The 22,724-nt window shown below is 57.5% G+C and carries 16 protein-coding genes; 10 read left to right on the top strand and 6 right to left on the bottom strand.

Annotated features, from left to right (window positions below; translation table 11 throughout):
* A partial coding sequence (locus tag V7080_RS09160; RefSeq protein ID WP_334188087.1) for a radical SAM protein occupies positions 1-596 on the bottom strand: 596 nt, incomplete at its 3' end.
* Between the two features lie 259 nt (positions 597-855).
* On the opposite strand from V7080_RS09160, the gene V7080_RS09155 reads away from it, so the two are divergent.
* From V7080_RS09155 to V7080_RS09140, 4 genes are all read left to right on the top strand, one after another.
* A complete protein-coding gene (locus V7080_RS09155) occupies positions 856-1,302 on the top strand; it encodes a CBS domain-containing protein (RefSeq protein ID WP_334188086.1) in 447 nt (148 codons plus the stop codon).
* A gap of 192 nt (positions 1,303-1,494) precedes the next feature.
* Entirely contained in the window at positions 1,495-4,002 is a 2,508-nt protein-coding gene (locus tag V7080_RS09150) for a FimV/HubP family polar landmark protein (RefSeq protein WP_334188085.1), read from the top strand.
* Between the two features lie 330 nt (positions 4,003-4,332).
* Entirely contained in the window at positions 4,333-6,192 is a 1,860-nt protein-coding gene (locus V7080_RS09145) for an AAA family ATPase (RefSeq protein ID WP_334188084.1), read from the top strand.
* 235 nt (positions 6,193-6,427) lie between these two features.
* On the top strand, positions 6,428-7,084 hold the full coding sequence (locus tag V7080_RS09140; protein WP_334188088.1) for a PEP-CTERM sorting domain-containing protein: 657 nt from the start codon (positions 6,428-6,430) through the stop codon (positions 7,082-7,084).
* Between the two features lie 38 nt (positions 7,085-7,122).
* On the opposite strand, the gene V7080_RS09135 is transcribed toward V7080_RS09140, so the two are convergent.
* Positions 7,123-8,034, bottom strand: a complete 912-nt coding sequence (locus V7080_RS09135; RefSeq protein ID WP_334188083.1) for a sensor histidine kinase — start codon at positions 8,032-8,034, stop codon at positions 7,123-7,125.
* A gap of 187 nt (positions 8,035-8,221) precedes the next feature.
* On the opposite strand from V7080_RS09135, the gene plsB reads away from it, so the two are divergent.
* Positions 8,222-10,747: a glycerol-3-phosphate 1-O-acyltransferase PlsB gene (plsB, locus tag V7080_RS09130; protein ID WP_334188082.1), complete on the top strand. Its 2,526-nt coding sequence runs from the start codon at positions 8,222-8,224 to the stop codon at positions 10,745-10,747.
* Between the two features lie 77 nt (positions 10,748-10,824).
* On the opposite strand, the gene V7080_RS25385 is transcribed toward plsB, so the two are convergent.
* Complete coding sequence (locus V7080_RS25385; protein WP_442947207.1) at positions 10,825-11,163, bottom strand: hypothetical protein; 339 nt, start codon at positions 11,161-11,163, stop codon at positions 10,825-10,827.
* Positions 11,164-11,594: 431 nt separating this feature from the next.
* On the bottom strand, positions 11,595-11,903 hold the full coding sequence (locus V7080_RS09120; protein WP_334188081.1) for a hypothetical protein: 309 nt from the start codon (positions 11,901-11,903) through the stop codon (positions 11,595-11,597).
* 132 nt (positions 11,904-12,035) lie between these two features.
* Here V7080_RS09120 and V7080_RS09115 point away from each other — a divergent pair, with 132 nt between their 5' ends.
* Entirely contained in the window at positions 12,036-12,434 is a 399-nt protein-coding gene (locus tag V7080_RS09115; RefSeq protein WP_334188080.1) for a hypothetical protein, read from the top strand.
* A 16-nt stretch (positions 12,435-12,450) separates the two neighbouring features.
* Here the strand turns inward: V7080_RS09115 and V7080_RS09110 are convergent, their stop codons facing one another.
* Entirely contained in the window at positions 12,451-12,807 is a 357-nt protein-coding gene (locus V7080_RS09110) for a hypothetical protein (RefSeq protein WP_334188079.1), read from the bottom strand.
* Between the two features lie 256 nt (positions 12,808-13,063).
* Between V7080_RS09110 and V7080_RS09105 the strand changes: the two genes are divergently transcribed.
* Positions 13,064-13,831: an endonuclease III domain-containing protein gene (locus V7080_RS09105; protein ID WP_334188078.1), complete on the top strand. Its 768-nt coding sequence runs from the start codon at positions 13,064-13,066 to the stop codon at positions 13,829-13,831.
* Positions 13,832-13,929: 98 nt separating this feature from the next.
* Here V7080_RS09105 and V7080_RS09100 read toward each other — a convergent pair whose 3' ends face one another.
* Positions 13,930-15,501 carry an alpha/beta hydrolase domain-containing protein gene (locus V7080_RS09100; protein ID WP_334188077.1) on the bottom strand — a complete coding sequence of 524 codons (1,572 nt, stop codon included), beginning with the start codon at positions 15,499-15,501 and terminating at the stop codon, positions 13,930-13,932.
* A gap of 1,024 nt (positions 15,502-16,525) precedes the next feature.
* Here V7080_RS09100 and V7080_RS09095 point away from each other — a divergent pair.
* From V7080_RS09095 to V7080_RS09085, 3 genes are all read left to right on the top strand, one after another.
* Positions 16,526-20,707, top strand: a complete 4,182-nt coding sequence (locus V7080_RS09095) for an RHS repeat-associated core domain-containing protein (RefSeq protein ID WP_334188076.1) — start codon at positions 16,526-16,528, stop codon at positions 20,705-20,707.
* Complete coding sequence (locus V7080_RS09090) at positions 20,704-21,123, top strand: hypothetical protein (protein WP_334188075.1); 420 nt, start codon at positions 20,704-20,706, stop codon at positions 21,121-21,123. The genes V7080_RS09095 and V7080_RS09090 overlap by 4 nt, the downstream gene beginning before the upstream one ends.
* Before the next feature lie 623 nt (positions 21,124-21,746).
* Complete coding sequence (locus V7080_RS09085; RefSeq protein WP_334188074.1) at positions 21,747-22,673, top strand: hypothetical protein; 927 nt, start codon at positions 21,747-21,749, stop codon at positions 22,671-22,673.
* Positions 22,674-22,724 lie beyond the last annotated feature (51 nt).

The following is a 22,724-nucleotide window of genomic DNA, read 5'->3' as shown; positions in this document are numbered from 1 at the left end:
AGCTTGCGACGGATGGAGCCCATGGCCATCTTGATGGTATGCACCTTCTTCTCCGGTGCCAGCCGGGCAATGCTTTCCTCGGTCGGCAGCTCGATATTCACGCTCAACCGGTCGGCATAGCGCCCTGCTTCGGCGATCAGCAGCGGATCGGCGTCGGGAATGGTCTTCAGGTGGATATAGCCGCGGAAATGGTGGTCTTCCCGCAGGCGGCGGGCGATCGATACGAGCTGCTCCATCGTGTAATCGGCGGACTGGATGATGCCGGAACTGAGGAAAAGTCCGTCAATATAGTTGCGCAGGTAGAAATCGGTGGTGAGCTTGACGACTTCATCAACGGAAAACCGGGCGCGCGGCACATTGCTGCTGCGCCGGTTCACGCAATACTGGCAATCGTAGATGCAGAGATTGGTGAGCAGAATCTTCAGAAGGGAGATGCAGCGTCCGTCAGGCGTGTAGCTATGGCAGATGCCGACGCCGGTCGTGGCGCCGAGGCCGTCCTTTCCCTGTGACGAACGCTTGGGCGCGCCGCTGCTGGCACAGGAGGCGTCGTACTTGGCGGCATCGGCCAGGATTTCCAGTTTATCGGTCAATTCCATCGTTCAGGCATTCTGTCTTGAGGGTCCGCGCAACTGTATATTCATCCAGTATTTTAATCGAAAAGCTCCCTGTCCACGAGCCGAAATCCGGGTTTCCTTCCTCTTGTCAGGCACCGTTATTGCAACCTGCTCCGAACCGTCCGTGTGCATGCACCGGATCCCGATTTTTCATGTAAAGAGTGCCGGCTGGCGCGCTGTTTTTACCGATGTCGGCGCAATGAAACAGCGGTCAGCCAGCCCTCATCCAAAGGAGATTGCAATGCAACAGGTAGCAGAAATCATGACCCGCGATGTCACCAGCATTTCACCGCAGGAAAGCGTCCGCCGCGCCGCCCAGATGATGGATGAATTGAATGTCGGCGCGATTCCGGTATGCGAAGGCGACAAGCTGATCGGCATGGTGACCGACCGCGACATCACCATTCGCGCGGTGGCGGCAGGCGCTTCCCCGGACGACACGCCGGTGCAGCAGGTAATGACCGGCGATGTGAGCTGGTGCTTCGACGACCAGCCGGTGGATGAGGTGATGGAGCAGATGCGCGATGCGCAAATCCGCCGCATCCCGGTAATGGACCACAATACCCAGGCGCTGATCGGTATCGTGTCGCTTGGCGACCTTGCGACCAAGCACTCCGCCGAAGTGGATAGAACACTCGAGGACATCTCCACACCATCACAACCCGCCAGGCCGCAGCTCAATTCCTGACACGCTCGGTCCATATTTTCGATTTTTCGTACACCGGGGCCGGTTCCCGGTGCGCAAACACTGTTTAAAAAGGAAATAATGCAGGGAACGTAACATTTGTTGCAGCCGCACCACTCGCAGCGGAATTTTGTCAATGGGAAATGGATTGCGGATTGTTACAATCGGAAACTAAATTCCCAAAACCAATAAATCATGCCCTTTCCGCCGTTGCGCGCAACCAGCCAAATCACCTTATTGCTGTTGGGTGCATTCGCTTCGCCGGGGCAGGCGGCCGGACTTGGTCCGATCCAGGTCAATTCCAGTCTCGGACAACCGCTGCGGGCAACGATCCCGTTGGTGGGAAACGACACGCTGGACCATGGCTCGCATTGCATCAAGGCAAAAGTCGGGTCGCTGGATGGCATGCTCGTTCTGACACCCCAGATTGCCCTCAGCCGCTCGGCTCAATCCGCATCGATCAAGTTATCAACCAGGCAATCCGTCAACGAGCCGGCATTGAACGTGCTGGTCGACATGGGCTGCGACACGCCCGTGCGACGCGAATACCAGATTCTTCTCGATCTGCCGATCGATACACCGGTACTGCAATCGCAGGTGCAGCAAATTGCGCAGGCGAATAACCCTGCTACGGTACCTGCGCCGTCGCGGCGCGCAGACCGGTTAATGTCTGCGCCTCAGCAAGACGCAACACCATCCCAGCGGGCAGCGAAACAGCTGCGCCTGAAGAAGGAGCCGGAGAACATCACCGCGCTGCCAGCCACCGGCATGCGCACGGATGAGCAGCTCGCGCAGCCGCCAGCCAGCAACGCGAAAACGCGGGTGAAGGAGAAATCGGCGCTACAGGCCGCTGACAAGAAGCCGGTGCGCAGCGTACTGCGCATGTCCGCTCCCGACATCGCCCTGCCGGATCCGGGCGAAACCCTGACCCTCAAGCTGAAGTTTGCCGACACGCTCAGCATGGTCATCGAGGAAACCGATCCGCAGAAACAGGCCCGCCTCTATGCCGAGCAGGAACGCCTCGGCGCGCTGCTGCGGAATGAAGACCTCGTCGAGACGACGCGCGAGCAATTGAAAAAGGTACAGGCGGAACTCGGCGCCCTGCGTTCGGAGACGGAACGCTTGCGGCAGCAGAACCGGCTCGGACAGGAGGCGATGGAAACAGCACGCGCCGAGTCCATGATCTGGCTTCAGGTGCTCGGCGGCGCGCTGGCCCTGTTCGCCGGCGCCCTGGGACTGCTGATCTGGCAGATGCGGCGGATGAAGAACGATTCCTCGTCGTGGAAACAGGTGGTCAACGAATTCGACAGCGTGGAAGAAGCCGACACCCTGGACGGCACGACGGAGTTCGGCATTTCCGGATTCAACACCACTGAGCTGGATGCCGATTTCAACACCACCCAGTTCGATCCGAGCGCCTTCGATATCGACGATCCGGATGCAACCGTGCCGGGACGGCCATTGCGCCCCGTCGCTGCATCGGCACCCGCACAATCCCAGCCCCCGCAAGCCGACGTGCGCCGCGAACCGACCATGCCACAGGAGCAGCCAGCGCCGCAATTGCAGGCAGCCCGCAAACCGGTGGAGAAAACAGCGTCGCCCGACGAGCCGGCATATACCACCACCAGCATGACGCCCTATGTGTTCCTGCACCGCGCGGAAAAAGCCAAGCCGGCGCCGGAAGCGGCGCTGAAAGCGGAAGAGATCTCCGATGTGATGGAACTGGCGGAAGCCTGGATGGCCTTGCAGGACCCGGCGAAGGTCAAGGAATTGCTGGAACCGTTCAGCGATGTCGAGCGGCCGGATTCGCCACTGCCCTGGTTATGCCTGCTGGATGTGTACCGCGCGATGGGCGATCGCAGTAAATACGAAGCAATCCTGCAGCGTATTGCAAAGCTGTTCAACGTCAATCTTTCTCCATGGGACGTGGACGCCCACGCCGAACCGCCGAAGACATTGCCGGATTACCCGCATGTCGTGCAAAGGATTCTCGATCTGTGGCCTACCGACGAGTTGCTTCCCTATCTGAAAGGCCTGATCGAAGATGACCGCGATGGCACGCGCAAGGGATTCGACTTGCCGGTTTATCGCGATATCTTGCGCCTGACCACGCTGGCGAGCGATCCGGACCGCCCGAAGCAGCGTGAACAGATCATGGACGACAGCGCGTACGCGATTCTGTTTGCCGCGCCATCCGTGCTGCTGGAACCTGAGTCATGGCAGGAAAGCGGCGATGGTGAAACGACACACCCCGTCGACGCTGCGGCTGCGGCCCCAGCACAGCCCAAAACACTGATTCGCACCCGGCCGAAATTCATCACCCCGTCCTACGAGCGCGCGCTTGCCAGGAAGGACGAGCCGGCACCGGCGAAGCCGGCAGCCATCGCCCAGGATCTTGCCCTGGTGGATATCGAACTGGAGGCGCCGGTGCCTCCTGCCGATGAGAATCGGAAGCTGGCCCGCGCCGTGACTTCGGCGCTTGCCAACAATGCAATCGCATTGGCTGAGCCGATGCAGCTTACCGCCGCATCACCCACCACGGGCGACGACATGTCCCCCATGTCCATCAAACTGCATCTCGCCATTGCCTATCAGGATATCGGCGATACCGAAGGCGCCTGCCTGCTGCTGGAAGAAGTCATCAAGGATGGCACGCCGGAGCAGTCCAACCAGGCGCAAAAGATGCTGGACCGCCTTATCTGAATTGCACCCCCGGCATCGCAGCCAAGGCGACGTTGCAGGCGGTGTGGAATCGACAAGCTGACACACCGTCAACCTTCCTGAGAAGTTCGCTCATCCCCGCCTGTTTCACTTCGGAAGTTGGCGATTTAGCCTCTATCGCAACCCATCAGAAAATCAATCCGGATTCGGATGAACCACGCCTTCAAACATTTGTCGTATCCATGCCCTTCAGCAATCTTGCGTGCTGCACATTCCAACACGGTGCAGCAAAACAAACTCAATAGGATTGGGATGCCCGACTTCTCGAAAATGTTTGAATTTTCCAAAAATATTCATGTACGCGCGCTGCTCATGATCCTCACTGCAGTCGCCATCGCCGCAGCGGTCGGATGGAAACCGTCGGCGCTTAAACAAGCCAACCCCGTGGTGCATTCCCAGGACATTTCCAGGATTACCCGACTGCCGGCGGACAAGGAACGCCTCGAATACCTGCTTCTCGCCGAGCCCTTGTCCCAGTCGCCTCGGTATGTCTTCAAATACAAAGGCGCCGCCGAAATCCATGTGGTCAAAGTGCCAAGCACATCGCACGCCAACCTCGAACGCGAAGTGCTGTTGAAAAATGCGATTCCCTATGCCATCGCGCAGGACGATTATCTGAAAGCCAACAAGGCGGTGCTGCAGGATGACGACAACCGCAATGGATTGCTGCCGGAAGTCGGTGCATTCCTCGCACGCAATGCAATCGGAATTGCATTGCTGGTGCTGATGATCATCGGCATCAGGAAAGGCCTGCCGGGCATGAATTCCGGCGCAGCGCTGATCAAGCCGGCCAACCTCAAGGGAAGCATGGACGACCTGATCGGCATGGAAGACATCAAGCAGGAAGTCGCCCACCTGGAAGAGATGATCCGCAACCGCGACCTGTACCGTTCTCACAATATCGACAAGCCGTTCAACGTCATGCTTACCGGCCCTGCCGGCACCGGCAAGACCAAGCTCGCCGGCTATTTGGCGAAGAAACTCGATGTGCCGCTGATACAGGCGTCCGGTTCGGGACTCGAGTCCGGCTTCGTCGGCGGCGGCTCGAAAGCGCTGCAGGCAATCTACAAAAAGGCGTGCGCGCAAGGCAACTGCATCATCTTCCTCGACGAAGCGCAAAGCCTCTTCATGCCGCGCGGCCGCAGCGACCGCAAGTACGACGACGACACGGCAAACACGCTGCTGAGCCTGCTGGACGGCGTCAAGAGCGAGGAAGGCTCCGGCGTGATCTGGGTCGTCGCCTCCAACTTCGACGACGCCACCAGCCAGATGGACGACGCGATGCTGCGCCGCTTCGCCGTCAAGATCAACTTCCGCCTGCCCAACAAATCCGAGCGTCGCAAGCTGCTGCAGGTCTTCCTGTCGAAAAAGGATTCCGGCTGCGTGGCATGGGCAAACGTGAATCTCGACTATGTCGCCGACATCACCGCCAATCTCAGCCCCGCGCTATTGGAAACCGTGGTCGACCGTGCCAGCATGATCGCCATCCAGGAAGGCCAGCCGATCACCACCGACGTGTTGTTCCGCGCCTTCGAACGCGCATCCATCGGCCTGACCGACCGCGCGACCACGGCAGAGAAGGACAAGCAGCGCGAGCGCGTGGCATTGCATGAACTCGGCCACTTCTTCATGCAGATCGATCCTTACCTGCGCCAGGGAATGACATTGGCGGAAGTGAAGGATAAATCCCACCTGCTGAAGATCAGCACCGAATCGGTCTCCAAGATCGGCGCTCTGGGATACGTGCTGTCGTCCGGCGAAGACGTGTCGCTGCAGACGCTGGAGGAAATGGAACAGGACATCATGCAGCTCTACGGCGGCGTGGCTGCGGAAGAGCTGTTCTACGGCGCGCGCGGCATTTCCGTCGGCAGCCAGAACGACATCCAGAAAGTCACCGCCAAGCTCGACCTGATGGTCAACCGCCTGTCGATGTATTCCCGCTCCAAGCTCGACTATTCGCAGCTCAAAGGAGAAGGTTCACACGAAGAGTCGCTCAGGCAAGTGGAAAGCAAGGCCGACGAGCTGTATACCCGCACGCTGGAAGCGATCAAGGGTTACAAGGACCTGATCAGCATGATCAAGGGAACTTTGCTGGAACGCTATGTGCTGTCGAAGGATGAGGTGTTTGAATTGCTGGAAGGGATGATCGGCGTCGAGCGCAAAGCCGCTTAAGCTTTCAAAAGTCCCGTCTTGAGAAATGCGCGCCACGGCGCGCGTTTTTCGTTTACAGGCAATGACGGCAAAAAGACGTTAAGCGCAAGGGCGACAACAGCTGTCGAAAACCTTTACATAGCACTGCATCGAATTTCAAGAACATTGCATAAGCCATTGAATTTAAAGTGGAATAATTTCCTGGCGCACAAATTGCTGTAGAACAAGACCAATATTTCAACCATAAGGGAATGTGATGAAAAGCAGATGGAAACTGGGTGCCGTCCTGGCGCTGGCATGCGGGTTTGCAAACGCCGGTGTGATCCTGGCTCCCAACCAGGTAATCAACAATACGCTGGGAGAGTATGGAAGCAGCTACCAAACAGTCAACATGCTGAATCAGTCAGGACTGAGCACTGGATATAGTAACGGTGCCACCGATTTCGACACGTACACATCGTCCGGCGTCACCCATTCCGGTGGCGACAGCAACAGCTGGTTGAGCAGCCCTGGAACCTACTCCGGAAGTTTCGTTTTCGATCTGGGCAATATTTTCAGCATCAACAAATTTGTAATGTGGAATGGTACGAGTGGCATCACTGCGAGTCCGGCGTCGTTCACCTTGGAAACCTCGTTGACGAGCGACTTCACCAGTTCGATGTTGGTCGGTGCCTTCTCGGGCCACATGGCAAACTACAACGCAACCATTTATGACATCACCGACAGCGTTTCCCGGTATGTTCGAATGACGATCCCCGGCAACTTCGGCAACAGCTGCTGCATCGGAATAGGCGACGTCGCTTTCGATGTGGCTCCTGCAAGCACCTCCGTCCCCGAGCCGGGCAGCCTGGCATTGCTCGGCGTTGGTCTGGTTGGTGCTGCCTTTGTGCGCCGGAAGAAAAAGACGTCGTAATTTCATTCGCATCGACGCCGGACGAATCGCTCCATCATTCACGACTCGCCTCCGGCGCCATTCCGTATCAAGCCATGCCGCTCAGCTTTATCGTGATTTGCCTGTCGCGCATCGACCCTGGTTTCGATGCGCGGCAACAGCACCGTGAAGCAACTGCCCTCCCCCACCCCCTTGCTGTATGCGGATACTGTACCGGCGTGCAGTTCCACAAGGCTTTTCGCCAAGGTCAGTCCAAGCCTTAGTCCGCCCTGACGATACTCCTGTGTCCTGAACGAATCGAACACGTGCGGCAGGACATCCGGCGCAATACCTATGCCGTTGTCACGGACGCAAATTTCGACCGATTTTCCAGCGGCATGCACCGAAAGAATAATTCTTCCGCCGGGCGGCGTGTACCGGGCGGCATCGCCGAGCAAATTTTCAAACACCTGAACCAGCCGCGCATAGTCGCCACTGACTTCGACATCGTCATCGTCGAGCCGCAGTTCCAGCTGATGATGCCGGTCCGTCATCGCAGAACGCGTCTGCTCGATTGCCGCGCTCAATACCGTCTTGATATCCTGGGGCGCCGGGTCAAGCTGGATCAGGCCGCGCTTCACGCGTGATACGTCGAGCAGATCGTCAAACAGCCTGGTCATATGAACCACCTGCCGGCCGATGAGATCGCTGGTCTCGCGGATGCGAACCGGGTCCTGGCTGGTGTGCTTCAGGAGCTGCGCTGCGGTGCTGATCGGCGCGAGCATATTCCGCAAGTCATGGGCGATCACGGCGATGAGTTCTTCCTTTTGCTGGTCCGCTTGTCGTAACCGTGCTTCCGAATCGCGCAGTGCTGCTTCGGTCCGCTGCCGGGCGCTCGCATTGGCGCCAAGCGGCATCCGCTCCCGCCGAAGCCAGGCGCGCACCACGCCGCCGGCATGGCGGAAAATGGACAGGACGGAAGGCGCTGACATGATTGTCCGATTTCGCTTTCGAAAAATTGCAGCCAGGCTATCGAGGCCGGCTGCCGCTTCGCTTTCGCGCGCATGCGGGTTGAACCCCCGTTTGAGGTAGAGCGCACCGGAAAAGCATAGTTTCAATACGGCGGGACGGCCTGCGAGTTTGCGCTAGAATATTTTTCCCGCAACTTTCCTTTCCGGAATGTTCAATCCCTTCACGTTCGACCGTCCCCTGCTCCGTACCGCCCGCAAGCTGCTCTATGCATGGGTCCGCACCCAGGTGCTGCCGCAGGATCCGGTCTCGCTGGGTCTCGACCCGGCCAAGCCGGTGGTGTATGTGCTGCAGCGCCGCTTTCTTTCCAATCTGCTGGTGCTGTCACGCGAGACGGAACTTGCACGATTGCCGCCAGCGCTTGCACCGTTCGATGCTGGCGGCCTGCGCGAATCGCGCGCCTTCTTTTTCCTGTCGCGTCCCGAACCCTGGTTCAAATCGAAGAAGCCGCCCTATTCCGATTTCCTCATACGTCTCGTGGAAGCCGCGCGCAAGGATCCCGCTTTCGAGGTGCAGCTGGTGCCGGTGTCCATCCTGTGGGGACGGTCGCCCGACAAGGAGCATTCGGTATGGAAGCTGCTGTTCGCCGATACCTGGGGCAAGCATGGTTCATTCAAGCGGCTGTTCACCGTCCTGCTGCATGGCAGGAACACCCTGGTAAGGTTCAACGCGCCGCTGTCGCTGCGTCGGTTCGCCGATGAAGGACTCGACCAGGAACTGACGCTGCGCAAGATCGCCCGCGTATTGCGCGGACATTTCCGGCGGCAGCGGGAGATCGCCATCGGCCCCGACCTGTCGCACCGCCGCACCCAGCTCGACGAACTGCTCGATGCACCCCGTGTCAGGGCCGCGATCGCCGCCGAAGCGGAAGCCGGCGCGGCCACCCCGGGCGCAATCGAGCGCGCCGAGGCAACCGCTCGCGGCTATGCATGGGAGATCGCTTCCGATTATTCCTACACGCTGATCCTGATCGCCCGGCGTTTCCTCACCTGGTTGTGGACGCGCTTGTACGACGGCGTCGAGATCGGCAACCTCGATACCGTCACCGGCGTCGCGCCAGACCATGAAATCATTTATGTGCCCTGCCACCGCAGCCATATCGATTATCTGCTGCTCTCGTATGTGGTATTCAATCACGGCCTGATGGTGCCGCATGTCGCCGCCGGCGCGAACCTGAACCTGCCCCTGGTCGGCGGCATCCTGCGGCGCGGCGGTGCCTTTTTTCTGCGACGATCGTTCAAGGGCAACAAGCTGTATGCGGCGGTATTCAACGAATACCTGCACATGATGATCGCCAAGGGTTACCCCATCGAATATTTCGTTGAAGGCGGACGCAGCCGCACCGGGCGCCTGCTCCAGCCGATGGCGGGCATGCTGGCGATGACAGTGCAGAGTTTCCTGCGCGATTCGTCGCGGCCCATCGTGTTCGTGCCGGTGTACATCGGGTACGAAAAGCTGTTCGAAGGCCGCACCTATGTCGGCGAGCTGATGGGCCAGCCGAAGAAAAAGGAGTCGCTGTTCGACCTCCTGCTGACATTGCGGGAACTGAAGAAAAATTTCGGCAAGGTGCATGTGAACTTCGGCGAGCCGATTCACCTGACGGAAGTGCTCGCCGCAGAACATGCAGGCTGGCAGGGTGAGGTGGTTGCCGAGGACGTGCGGCCGCCGTGGCTGTCTTCCGGCATCGAACGCCTGATGCGCCGCATCGCCGACGGCATCAACAGCGCGGCGGTGGCCGGCCCGGTCAACCTGACCAGCCTCGCGCTGCTGGCGACGCCGCGCCATGCGTTGGATGCGCGCCAGCTTGCGAGCCAGCTCGACGGCTACCGGCAACTCGCGCTTGCCGCGCCGTATGCGCAACGGATGCAAATGACCGCGCTGGACGGTGCGGCGATGGTTGCGTATTGCGAACGCTTGCGCCTGGTCCGGCGCCAGCCGCATGCATTGGGCGATGTGCTTTTCTTTACGCCGGACGAGGCGGTGCTGTCGACGTACGCACGAAACAATATTCTTCACCTGTATGCGTTGCCCGCGCTGATCGCCTGCCTGCTGGCGCAGAACGTGACGCTCAGCCGCACCCAATTGCTGGGACTGGTGCATACCGTCTATCCCTTCCTGCGCGCCGAACTGTTCCTGCGCTGGACCGACGATGAACTCGACATCGCACTGGATCGTTATCTGGCAGCCCTCACCGGCATGGGATGGCTTGCCCACACGGTGCGCAACGATGTGTATGCGGCGCCGGACGTGAACAGCGACGAATTCGCGCAGCTCGAACTGCTCGGCCAGGCGGTGCGCCCGACGTTGATCCGCTACTTCATCACGCTTGCCATGCTGAGCCGCCGCGGCTCGGGCACCATGACGCCGGCCGAACTGGAAGCGCTCTGTCACCTGCAGGCACAGCGTCTTTCATTGCTGCGCGAATTCAATGCGCCCGAGTTCTTCGACAAGGCGATCTTCCGCATCTTCATCGATACGCTCACCCGCAGCGGGCGGGCCGAACTGGGCGCGGATGGCAAGCTGCATTTCGGCGAGTCGCTCGAAACCGCATCCGGTGAAGCCCGTTTCGTGCTGCCACCGGATATGCGCCAAACCATCCTGCACATGGCGCGGCTGGAAGCGGCCGGCGCAACGGCGGCGGACAAGCCGGCGTCGCTGACGAACGATGCCGTGTAGGGTGCGGCGCAGGGTGCGGCGTAGGCATCGGGTCACCCTTTCGATTCGCTTCCGGCACGACGCCTGCGATCGACAGGCTATTTCAATGCCTGCCCTTGCGCCTGATCGGTGCCGGCCGTGCAGCCGTCGATCGCGGCGCGCAGCTTCATCATGCTGTACGGCTTGGACAGCATGATGAAATCATAGTCTGGCAGATCGCCCGGCAGATCGCCCGACCCATCCTGTTTGAGTACGTCCAGCGCCTGCTCGCCGTGATCGGCCTTCAACACCCGGTAGCCGAGATTTTCCAGCATTGCCACGACTGTGGACTGTACCGCCGGATCGTCTTCCACCACCAGGATGGTCTCGGTGCCGCCCGCGACCGGCGCGTTCGCGCTGACCGTGCAGGTTGAGGAAATAACCAGGCAGCGCGGCATGCACACTGGTCGGGTCGATGTGGAGATCGATATCGGTCACATGCTCGAACAGGATCAGCGCCAACAGGATCATCAACAATGGCGGGCAGATCATTCGTACGAGCGGGGCTCGTTATCGATACGATAGGCATTCTTTTGCGAATGGTTCTGCAGCTACGTCATGGCTGGGGAAGCCGCTGTTGAAGCAGCTTATGCGCTGGGAAAAACGTGAATCACGAAAGCGCGCCGTTATGGCATGGCATGGAATGAAAGCGTAGCGGAGATGGTAGCGCGATCCGACCGTCGAACGATGGAAAGTAGCCGACAGGTTGCGCAAGGTAAAGCTTGGGGAGGGCCGACCGTGTCCGGAGGTCCAGACCGCCGGGTGGAGCACGCACGGTTTGATGCAAACGTATGGGATGCTTATCGGTGGTGCGGTTGGACTGAAACTGTCATGAGAATCCCGACCTCCTAGCTTCGATCATTTTCATGGTTCGGTCGGCGTCATTCTTGCCCGTGCGGAATTTGTGCCGCCTGTCGCCCAACAGTCTCCGGAGTTCGGCCACTTTCATGCCGCTCAGTTCATGCATACGGACCATCAGGCAAGCACCGACGGACCGTTTTCTGTTTCTGATCAGACTTAATACTGCGGGACGGACGCCGAGCAAGCGGCACAAGGCCGCATCGCTCTCGGCGCTGAATTGTTCGCGCAGGGCGTTCAGCAAACGGTCTGGATTGTATTCAACCACATCGTCGTCCATAGTCCGGCTCATGTTTTTTTCGCAATATTGTATAAAACGCAATATTAACGTCCGAACCGGAAAATGGCGATAGGGAAATTTGACAGTCAACGGCGCCCAGCCGGGTGCATTGCCGGCACATGAGGGCTGGCAATGCATGCGACCAGTCCTTTCCGCTGCCGCTCTCCACTCTCAGAACAAATCATTGCACCGGCCTGTCATACGGCGATTGCTCGATCAAATTGCGACGGCACGGAATTTTTGGACAACGGAGAGCACGCGGGAATGAACTACCAAAGCACTTCATGGCAGGTCGGAAAAGCGGTTTTGATTGGACTGGCGGGTAGTGTTGCCGCCTTCTTGTGGCTTAGCGGCGCAGGGCCGCGTCTTCGCAACAGGCGTTACGGCGATACGGAGATAGAGCGCCGCAATCCCATGCATTTTTTCCTTGCCGGCAAACAATACCGCCGGCGGAAGATCGACCGCTCCGGCAATCGTCCGCTGCTCGATCGCCGGCACGCCGCACGCAAGAGCGAACCTGTCGCTGCATGACACGGCGGATACAGATTCAGGGCAAGGGGTTCTGGTCTGGAAATGGCGGTTTGTCTTCCTGAAGCTTCTCGGCCGATCCCTCTGCCGCCTCGGACTTATCCGGCCCATCTACCCGCACGACGGCTTTCAGTCGCTGAAGGCGTGCATACTCCTCCGGATCTTCCTTGGCCAGGCGCTTCTCGCGCCACTTGTAATACACCATCAAGCCCAGGGTCGCCGCTGCGCCGATCGCCAGTTTTCCCTTGTGCTCATCCAGGACATTCTTGACGGTGCTGGTGACACCGGTGCCGGCATCGCCTGGGGTATCCGACTTGCTGCCTGAAGCGGGATTTTCCTCCGAAGGATCAGGATTGACGATTGTGTTTTCTGACATTGTTGACCTCGGTTCTAATGAAACATTTCACCAATTGCCTTTGAGAGTAGAAAACTCGGCAATATTTAGTCCTCGAATCGACGTAGTGGTTCTTGACGCCGTTCATTTTTTTACATTTCCAAGAAGCAATATCTCAATTTAACGCTTTTCCCGATTGTTTTCAGCCTCCACCAGTCGCTGCGCCGCATGACGCCATGTGGCCGCCCGAACCTGCATCGGACAACAAGGTCAAATTTGTTTTCTTGGCCCCGAATCCATGCGCCAGCAATCCTTACTCCCCGAAGCAGCCATCGTTCCCGTTCCGGGGCCGGACAACACGGCCAGGGTGGCCGAGGTTCATGAACGACTCTGCCGGGAATATGGTTGCCCGGCCCGGTATTTCCATGACATCGACCCGCTCAGCGAGCTGGTCTCATCGATGCTGTCACACCGCACCCGCAACCAGGATTCCGCCCATGCCTTCCGCCAGTTGCGCGAACGCTTTCCCGATTGGGAATCGGTACGCGACGCACCGGTGAGCCAGGTGCAGGATGCGATTGCCGCCTGCACCTGGCCGGAACAGAAGGCGCCACGCCTGCAATCGGTGCTGCGCGAAATCGCGGCACGCTGCCATGGCGACCTGTCGCTCGAGTTCCTCCGGGAGTGGCCGGTTGAACAGGCCCGGCAATGGCTGGAGCGCCTGCCCGGCGTCGGCCCCAAGACCAGCGCCGCAGTGATGTCCTTCAGCACGATCCGCGGCAGGGCGCTGCCGGTCGACAGCCATCATTTCCGTGTCGCCGCCCGGATCGGACTGATCCTCGCCGGCATGGCCGTGGGCCCGTCACATCGGGTATTGGAAGCGCAGCTGCCGGCCGAATGGGACGCGCAACAGGTATACGACAACCACCAGGTCATCATGAAACACGGGAAAAAGGTCTGCACGCATCAGCAGCCGCGATGCGGTGCCTGCGTGGTGCTGGATCTGTGCGACTACGGGCAGGACAGGATGGCGCCGCCGGCCGGGCCGGACAGTGCGATGAATTGAGGGAATGGGCCCGGCCGGATTGATACCGGCCGGGCGCGATCAAGCGCTACTTCGGAAAGACCACGGTGCCGGCAATCGTGTGCCGGCACCGTATCCGATCAGGGCGACGGGAAGTTGAAGCTTGCGGCCTCCTTGATCAATTGCAGCGAGTCGCGCGGCGTCAGGAATCGATCCCCGACCAGTTTGTGCGCATTGTCGACGACCTTGTTCACATAGTCGCCCTTGCTCGAATACAGCTGGCCAAGGCGTGCGCTGGTGAACGGAATCTCGTGCCCTGCGATGAAGCAGAAGCTCGCGCCGGTCGAACTGCCGTTCCAGGTACTGGTCGGCACATCCACGAACGGAGAACGCAATCCGCCCACCACATTGCCGTATGCGTCGGTCACCGGCTTGCCGTCCACCACCTGGATCGGCGGCGCGCTCGGCGGCGCAACACCGCGCTGAACCCACTGATCCAGGTTCTGCCACATGGCGTTGAAGTGGATTTCGGACGGGAAGCGGCTGCGCGGACCTTCGTTACACGCCATCGGCGGTACGGCGCGGCCGGCTGCCTGGATGTCCGCCGGTGCGGCGGCGGAGTACAACTCGCCCGGTGTCGCGTGGCCGGCGCCCGCCATTTCATAGTGCCGGAAACGATCCACCGGCACGTCGCTGTCGGGCCGGCGGGAACCGATGCCGATCAGGTAGTCCGATTGGGACATGACGTGGATGATGGGCACGCCGACATCCTTGAACTGGCGGCGGGGATCGGTCAATGCCGGAGGCTGCACGCACTGGTTGATCGCGCTGATGCCGGCGAAGGCGCCGCCGGCGACCGCGACCAGGTAGGCGTCGTAAATCGGAGCGCCGTACCGTTTTACGTCAAGTGGATGAATGGCATTGATGTAGGTATACAGGTAGCCGCCACTCTGCGAATACCCGAAGCCATAGAGCCGCTCTACGGTGAATCCCGCTTCCTTGCGCAGGGGATTTGATTTCTCATTGCTCTTGAGCCATGCGCCGACCTGGCTATACATGTCCCAGAACAGGCCGTTCTCGGTAGTGCGCGAGCTGTCGCCGGCGATAATGGTGCTGATTGCCGTATCCGGACAGTTGCGCGAATCGGAAAGCGGCAAGGGATTTGCCCACGACAGCGACGCATAGCGCTGCGGGTTGAACCGTTTCAGGGTCTCGGCGGTGACCGGCTTGCTGGTGATGCCGACCCAGACGTCGCCGTTATTGACGAAGTGCTTGCCGGACAAACCCCAGGCGATATTCAGGTCAAACAGGTTGGATGCGTTCAGGATCTCGACCACGACATTGCCGCTGAACTTCTTGCCGTCCGCCGGACGCCGAATCAGAACCCGGGTCGTGTAAGGCACATCCGGCGTGCGGACCACGGCAGCCCCCGGCGCCGGCCAGTCGTAGACATTCGCCTTGCCGCTCACGAAGTATTCCTCTTCCACATAACCGACCGCCTTCAGGTCTTCCGGCATCAGCGTGCGGTCCGCCGCGCCGAACGGGTAGGACGTTGCCGTGACCGCAACTGGTCCGGTGACGGACGGCATCGCGATGACGTTGGTATTGGTGGCCGTGTCCGGAAGGGCCGAAGACGACGAATCTCCGCCGCAGGCGGCGAGCAAGAGGCTGCCTGCAAGGCAGCACAGGCCGGTACTGATTTTGTTTCGCATGATGGGTTTGTCTCCTGATAGTTATTCGAGCTGGTCGTTTGCCGCACGCTGAAACGTCATTTTCTCCGCTTCGATGCCCGTTTTGATGACAAACCATACGGGATCGAAGAAGTTCGAAAGCATAAAATGTTCGTTTCGTCACCATATTAGCTAAATAACATTTCGTTCGCAATGCAAAACAATAAATTGGGTCGCTCTTCCTGAAAGGCAAATTGAAACGCACGGCAAAACATCTAAGCATTTGTTTTATATGCATTATTTTTATTCGCCGTGCCAAAACATCGCTGATAGCGTGGACATTCATTTCCAATGGTTCTGCAGTGCAGAACGTTGTCCCATTTTTTTCCATAAAACACCATCATTGACGCGTCCCTGGGATAAAAAACCGGTAGCGCAAAATCCAAAAAGATCAAATTCGAATAATTCAGAAAATAATCGAACACCGGTACGGGACAAGAATCGATCATGCGTTTACATGAGATTTGCGCAGCTGGATAGCAAAGGCATACGTTCGGCAATCGCGATTCTTTCTGAAGGAAAAGCCGCTCTTCTTCCAAAAGTTCAAACCGCTCACTTATTAAATATCAAAGTCACACCCGATTTATGGACTACGTTTTAAGACACTGACTCCTTCATGACGAGAACTCACAAAAATTACAGTATCAACAGCAACAATTCCTACGCGCCACTTCTGAAACGCGCATAACGAAATCAGTTCTGCATGGAGGAATCGATGTCATTCCGTCCAACGAAAGCCTTATGGCTGAGAACTCGTCTATCCAACGCCGCAGTTTCCGATTGTTGGCGCAGTGCCTTACCAGCGTCCTTCGCCGGTAGCCCTGTGCAAGTTGCTGCGCTTGGGCGAACCTGGCTCTACACCCTGTTCATTGTTGCAGCGGTCGCGATAGCAGGATGCGGCCGCAACGATAGCAGCAGCGATAACGGTGCGGCGGCGACCGAATCGCCTCCTGCGGCGGTGGCGTTAGAGGCGCGATGCGTCGCTGATCCGGAGGTGAGCAGCGCCATGGAGACGGGATCGACGCAGCTTGCCGCCCTCGGCGCTTCGGATGCATCGCCGCCGACGATTCTGCCGGAACCACCGGCACCGTTTTCGGTGTTAGGGGCAATCCTTAATAATCTCATTGCACCAGCCGAAGCCGCCCCGCCTCCGATTGGCGCAAGCGGTGACAAGGACTTGCTCGAGCGCGTGCGCCAAGCCGACGCTGCGGCAACAAACGCCGCGGCTGGCAACAACCTGCCGGAAAATGTCGAGGCAATAAAAACCCCGGTAGCAGAAGCGCTGCCATGCAGCGAACCGGGCCGGGCGTTTCAAACCGCGTCCCTGCAATATCTCAATGCGCTTGCGGCGGATGCCGCATGTAAAGCGGCATTCCAAGCAATTTCCCAGCCGACGCTGGACGATGTCAACAATCTCCTCAATTGCCAACCCACCCAGGCTTTGCTGGCGGCCTACTTTGCAAAAGGCAGATTATCTGCGCAAGTCGCTGCAAGTACCTGTGTCGTTACTGCGGAAACAAAACCTGTAGAAGCGCCACCGCCGCCGCCAGCCGCACCGCCGCCGAACATTGCGCAGGCCGCGCTCTCGAAGCTTTTGCAAGCTATTCAGAACATTGCGTATGGCACGCTTCCTCAGACCTCTTCTTCCTTGTTCGCAAACGGAAACACGGACCCGGTCGATCTGTTCAGCGGAACCTTTGTACAGAAAACGATCGATCTCACTACGCCGGGCCTGATCCCGGTGCAGCTTGGCCGCTATTACCATTCCATCCTTGCCGATAAAGACGGGCCTTTCGGCAAAGGCACCGGAATAGTGCCCTACGGCGCGCGGCTCACTGTGCAGACAAACTCGGACGGCACGGTGGTCAAAGCGGCCGGCACCCAGCTTTCTTTCTCGTCAGGGGACCTGACGGAGGTGCCATTCACCGACCTTGCCGGCACGCTGGAATTCACGGCATTCGACAAAACCGGCTTTGCCGGCGACCGCATTGTTGTCCGCGCCAATGCGCAAGGCGCGATGGAAGGCGCGGAAATGCGCCAGCCAGGGGGCAATCGGTTTTTATTCGATGCGCAAGGGAAGCTGATGCGGATCGAGGACCGCAACGGTAACGCGGTGCAGATTATCCTTGATACGGCAACGCAAAAAATCGCCCGGATTTTCGACCCTTCAACCGGCAAGGGCATCGACCTGATCTACAACGCGCAGGGTTTTATCTCCAAGGCCATCGGCCTGCAGGATCAGTCTGTCTCGTACGAATATGACGAAATTGGGAGACTGATTGGAGTAACCGATTCATTGAAACAGACCACCCGCATGGTCTATGACGCGCGGGGGCAGCTTGTCACGATGACCGATGCACGCGGCACCGTGGCCCTGACGAATGTTTACGACCCTGACACGCGTGTCGTCACAGGGCAGATTCTCGGCGACGGCAGCGTCATCCAGATCGAATATCCCGACGAACTGACGCGCCGCGTAACGGACGGGAATGGCAACACAACGGTCTACCGCTACGATCCGTCGGGCCTGTTCGCCGGCATCACGACCGGCCTTGGCCAGACCTATATGGTCAGCTACTCGCCTGCCATGTTCGACAACAGTGGCGGCCCCCGAATAATTACACGCACCGACCCTGCGGGTCGGACCAGCGTCGCCCATCTGAATCACTTCAATCAACTTGTCAGGGCGGTGGATGCCGCGGGTCGAACCGCCGAGTTTGCCTATGAGCCGAGGTTCCAGTTAATGAGCAGCACCAAGGATCCGTTGGGCCGTGTGACTAGTTTCACGCACGACAACAAGGGAAACCTGATCGCTGTGACCGACCCGGTGGGCAACCGTGCCGTGTTCACCTATACCGATCGCGGCCAGGTCGCCACCGCGACCAATCCGATGCAGCAGACCGCTGTTCTCAATTACGACGCCGCTCATAACCTGGTGCGGGTCACCGATCCTTTGGGGAACGCCACATCGCTCGGTTACGACGCGCTATCACGCATGGTCGCCTTCGCCGACGCCAAGGGAAATAGCGCCAGCTTTACCTATGATGCGCTCAATCGGCTGACGCGTGCTGTCAACCCGCTTGGCATAGCGCGGGTTTTTTCCTATGACCCGAATGGCAACCTGATCGCCCAGACCGACGCCCGGGGAAACACGGCCACCGCGTCTTACGACGTACTCAACCGCCCGACGCTGCTCACCGTTCCCGGCGGGCGTACAACCAATGTGATCTACGACGCTGTAGGCAATGTGCGTTCCACGACCGATGCCAAGGGACAAACGACCACGTATGCCTACAATGCCTTGAATCAGCGCACACAAGCCAGCTACGCCGACGGCAGCAGTTTCCAATATACCTATGATGAACTCAGCCGGTTAAGTGCAATTCAGAATGCGACGGGCCAACGATGGGGATTTACCTATGACATTCTCAATCGCGTCGTTGGAACCAGCAGCCCGCAGGGGTCGCTTACCTATGCGTACGACACGGGTTCTCAGCTCACAGAACTTAGCTCACCTGATACCGGATACGCTCCCGTCGCATATTCCTATGACAAACTGGGGCGAGTAACCACCGTTACGCAGAATGGCCGTCCATACCGTTTCAGCTATGACTGTCTTGGCCGGAGAACGGCGCTCGCCCGCCCCAACGATTACAAGACGACCTACGCCTACGATGCCGGAAGCCGCCTCACTGCCTTGACGCATCAACAGGGAACGACGCCTGTTCAAAGCCATCGATATACGCTTGATGCTACCGGCAACATTTCCCGTTACGTTCGCACCGACAAAGCGACGGAGATTGCCCGGTCCTATCAATACGATCCGTCTGATCGCCTGGTGCAGGTTGAAGCAACCGGAACCATTCCGTCGGCAAGCGGCGAAGTGCCGGAACGCGCCACGTGGGAATTTGACGACAACGGCAATATCACCAAAAAGACAAGCCAGACAGCCGCCGGCATAGACTCGCGTACGCTGACCTATGACGCAGCCGATCGACTCGTGAAGGTGACAACCCCGGCAGGCGCTATCGATTTAAGCTACGACGCCAACGGAAACCTCATCGGCGACTCGACTGGCCGCAAGCTCACATGGAATGCGCTCGATCAGTTAACGCGCCTGGAAGCGCCGGGCGTGACCGCAAGTTTCGGCTACGACCCGCTTGGTCGGCGCACGTCATTCGAAGGTAGCGCCGCGCCGCGAACATATCTTTACAGCGGCATGTCGATGCTGCGCAATGGCGAATCGAGTTTCCTGCATGGGACAGGCATTGACGAGGTGCTTGAGCTGACGACTTCGTCGGACGCCCTTTCATATTTGCATGACCACGCCGGATCGACCAGCGCACTCGTGAATGCAACGACCGGCCAGACAACTGCCGACTATCACTACAAGAGCTACGGCGCCATGGAGGCCAGGCAGTCCAACCCCGTTCCGCGCAATCCTTTCACGTACACAGGGCGGGAGGATGACGGCACCGGGCTATATTATTATCGCGCCCGCTACTACGATCCGGCGCTCGAGGTGTTCATCAGCCAGGATCCGATGGGAGACGGTCAACGGTATGTCGGCGGCAACCCGCTGAGGTATGGGGATCCCCTGGGTTTGGAAGCGGGGAATTCCGGAGCGTCTCAAAGTGAATCTATTCACGTTACGCTTGATATCATAGGCGCAATTGGCTTTGAACCAGCCGATGCGGCAAACGCCGCTTTTTATGCAGCCGAAGGTGACTACGGTAATGCTGCCTTATCGTCTGCCTCGATGGTACCGGGGGTTGGGCAAGCTACCTTCGCTGCCAAGTATATTGGTAAACTTAATAAAATCACCGATGCGGCAAAGTCTGCAGAAGCTGCCGCAGACGCAGCATTGGCTGCAGGTAAGCTTTCCGGCGCAGCCGCTGAATTGCGTGTGGGGGACAAAGTCTTTGTTGGTGTAAGCGGTGAAATTGTGCCACACAATCCTCAAGTTACAGGGGCTTTGATGGGAACGCCTCAAGCGGAACGCGCTGCATGGCATGGAGCTTGTGCCGAAGTCGTGTGCTTAGATAAAGCATTGAATGCCGGTGTTAATCCAGCGGGTGGAACTATACGAGTAGTAAATATTGGTGTGTCTGGCACAGGTCATAACACACCTAAAGTCATCTGCTCTTCTTGCAACAACATCTTGAATTATCTTGGGGTTAGTAAATGACTTTTAGTATCGGCTCAATTATTTGGCCAGCTGATGGCGCTGCTGCTATTCGACTTTATCTTGGATTCCTCGTTCAAGTGCTAACAGTATTAAAGATTAATTTTCATGGACGCATCAATGATCCGTTAAAACTTACAAAAGACTACCTTGAGAGAAGATTATCGGACGAGGAACGCAATGCCGCTTCGGCTGCGTGGTGGAGCTATTTGGACAGTCAGGGGGCAATTCGCGACCTCCAAAATCAGGATGCGCTGATGGCGAGGTTGGCTATATGTTTGCTTTCTGTGAGAGAGAAAGACGTTCCAGAACTTGGGGAGAATCTTTCTTGGTTTTTTGAGGTTCTTGGATTTTTAGGGATGGACTTAGACAAGCCTATTGACATGATGTGCGCCTATTTCAAATCTTCTGCTAGGTAGAAGCCACAAAGGGAACGACGCTGCGGTTCCGCGCGGCTGGTCCTGCCGAGCTGGTCGACATCAAGGCCACAGGTGCGTTGAGACATATGGGCTCGGCGGAAGGCAAGTACTTCACGACATCGACAGCCGAAGAACTGTTGCACTGACCGGTTGAACCCACCAGCGTTTTTTAAGATGTCGCGCTCCGTCTTGACCTTGGCCAGTTCCCGGCGCATGCGCTCATATTCTTGCGCTCACACCTTGTCGGTGCTGCTTCCGGCCGTTTGGCCGCCGCTGGACATATCGCGGCACCACCGACCAAGGAGATTCGCACCAATTCCCCAAGTCCTTAGCTATGGCAGCCTTACTCGATCCGGGCTGTGATGCCAGGCGCACCGCCTCCCGCTTGAACTCCTCAGAAAAATACCTTCGTTCCCTTGTCATTATTTCCTCCGATAGTGACATCATACCTATCGGAACTGTCCGTTAATCCAGGGGAAGGCCACGTGTAAGATGATTGATTTGGCAGTTACAATAATTCATATCCACGTACAAGCTTGCTCATAAATTTTTGCTCAGTTCACCTGTTTTTCCGTCAATACCAACCACCTGAATCAACGAAGTCACTCTAAAAAATGATAAGCATGAGCAAAACGAGTCACATTCCCGATGTTCGAAAAAATGCCGTTGACATTCTTAATGAATCTGTTCTTTCACTAGAAGGAATAGGAATCGAAAGCTTAATAGAAAGGTTCGTTTTACATGCGACTACGAATCTTGGTCCATTAGATGGTTATAAGACGTTTCCTAAACCTTGCCATGAAATCGTAGAGCATGTTTCAACCCGCTTCGGGGTGACTGGCGTACGTTTTTTTCTCAAAGGAACAATTAGTGCATCGATTGTTAATCTTATTGATTCTGGGCGTTTGAAGTCGCTTCCTCAGCGCGTGTTCGAACAACAGTTAGCCCATATAAAAAGAATGATTGACAATAAGGATATGCAAGAGACTTGGCTCGACATAAATAATGACTTATTTCACAAAGAGTTTGGCCTTGCATCATTGCGTCTGTATGCAGCGGGCGCTCAGGTTGTGGATTTTCGACGTGGCGTCCCGCGGTCAGCAATACTCAAGGAAGGTATCTTGCGGTCATCCAAAAATCTTTTATTCATGATGAAAAGTGGAGGGTTTAAGCCATATTTTGAGATTCATACGCACAAGTTTCATCTTGAAGCGTTTAATGAAAGAGGTTGGGAAGAATGTTACCGTTGTTGTGCCGATCTCTATGATCTGCATCCAAATTGTCTTGGCATGTCTGGTAGCAGTTGGTTCTATGACCCCCATTTGGAATTAATCAGCCCACGACTCAGTTATCTTACGAAGACGCCTCTAAATGGAGGAGCAAAGATAATGTTTTTCGAAGAAGGCGGGCAGGCGATTGATAATGCATTGTCCACCTCGATGACGAGGCGAAAATTATATGAAGAAGGCAAATATCTACCTAAAAGTTATATGCTAGTCTGGCGAAAACGAGATCAGGTAGCTTGGGCAAATACGCGACGGCACGCATAACCAAGATAACTAAAATACGCCTTGGCATTGCGAAGAGAACATCGTAAGAAT

It is taken from the genome of Noviherbaspirillum sp., from assembly GCF_036846085.1.
Lineage (GTDB): Bacteria > Pseudomonadota > Gammaproteobacteria > Burkholderiales > Burkholderiaceae_D > Noviherbaspirillum.
This window is presented reverse-complemented; position numbering and strand designations above follow the sequence as displayed.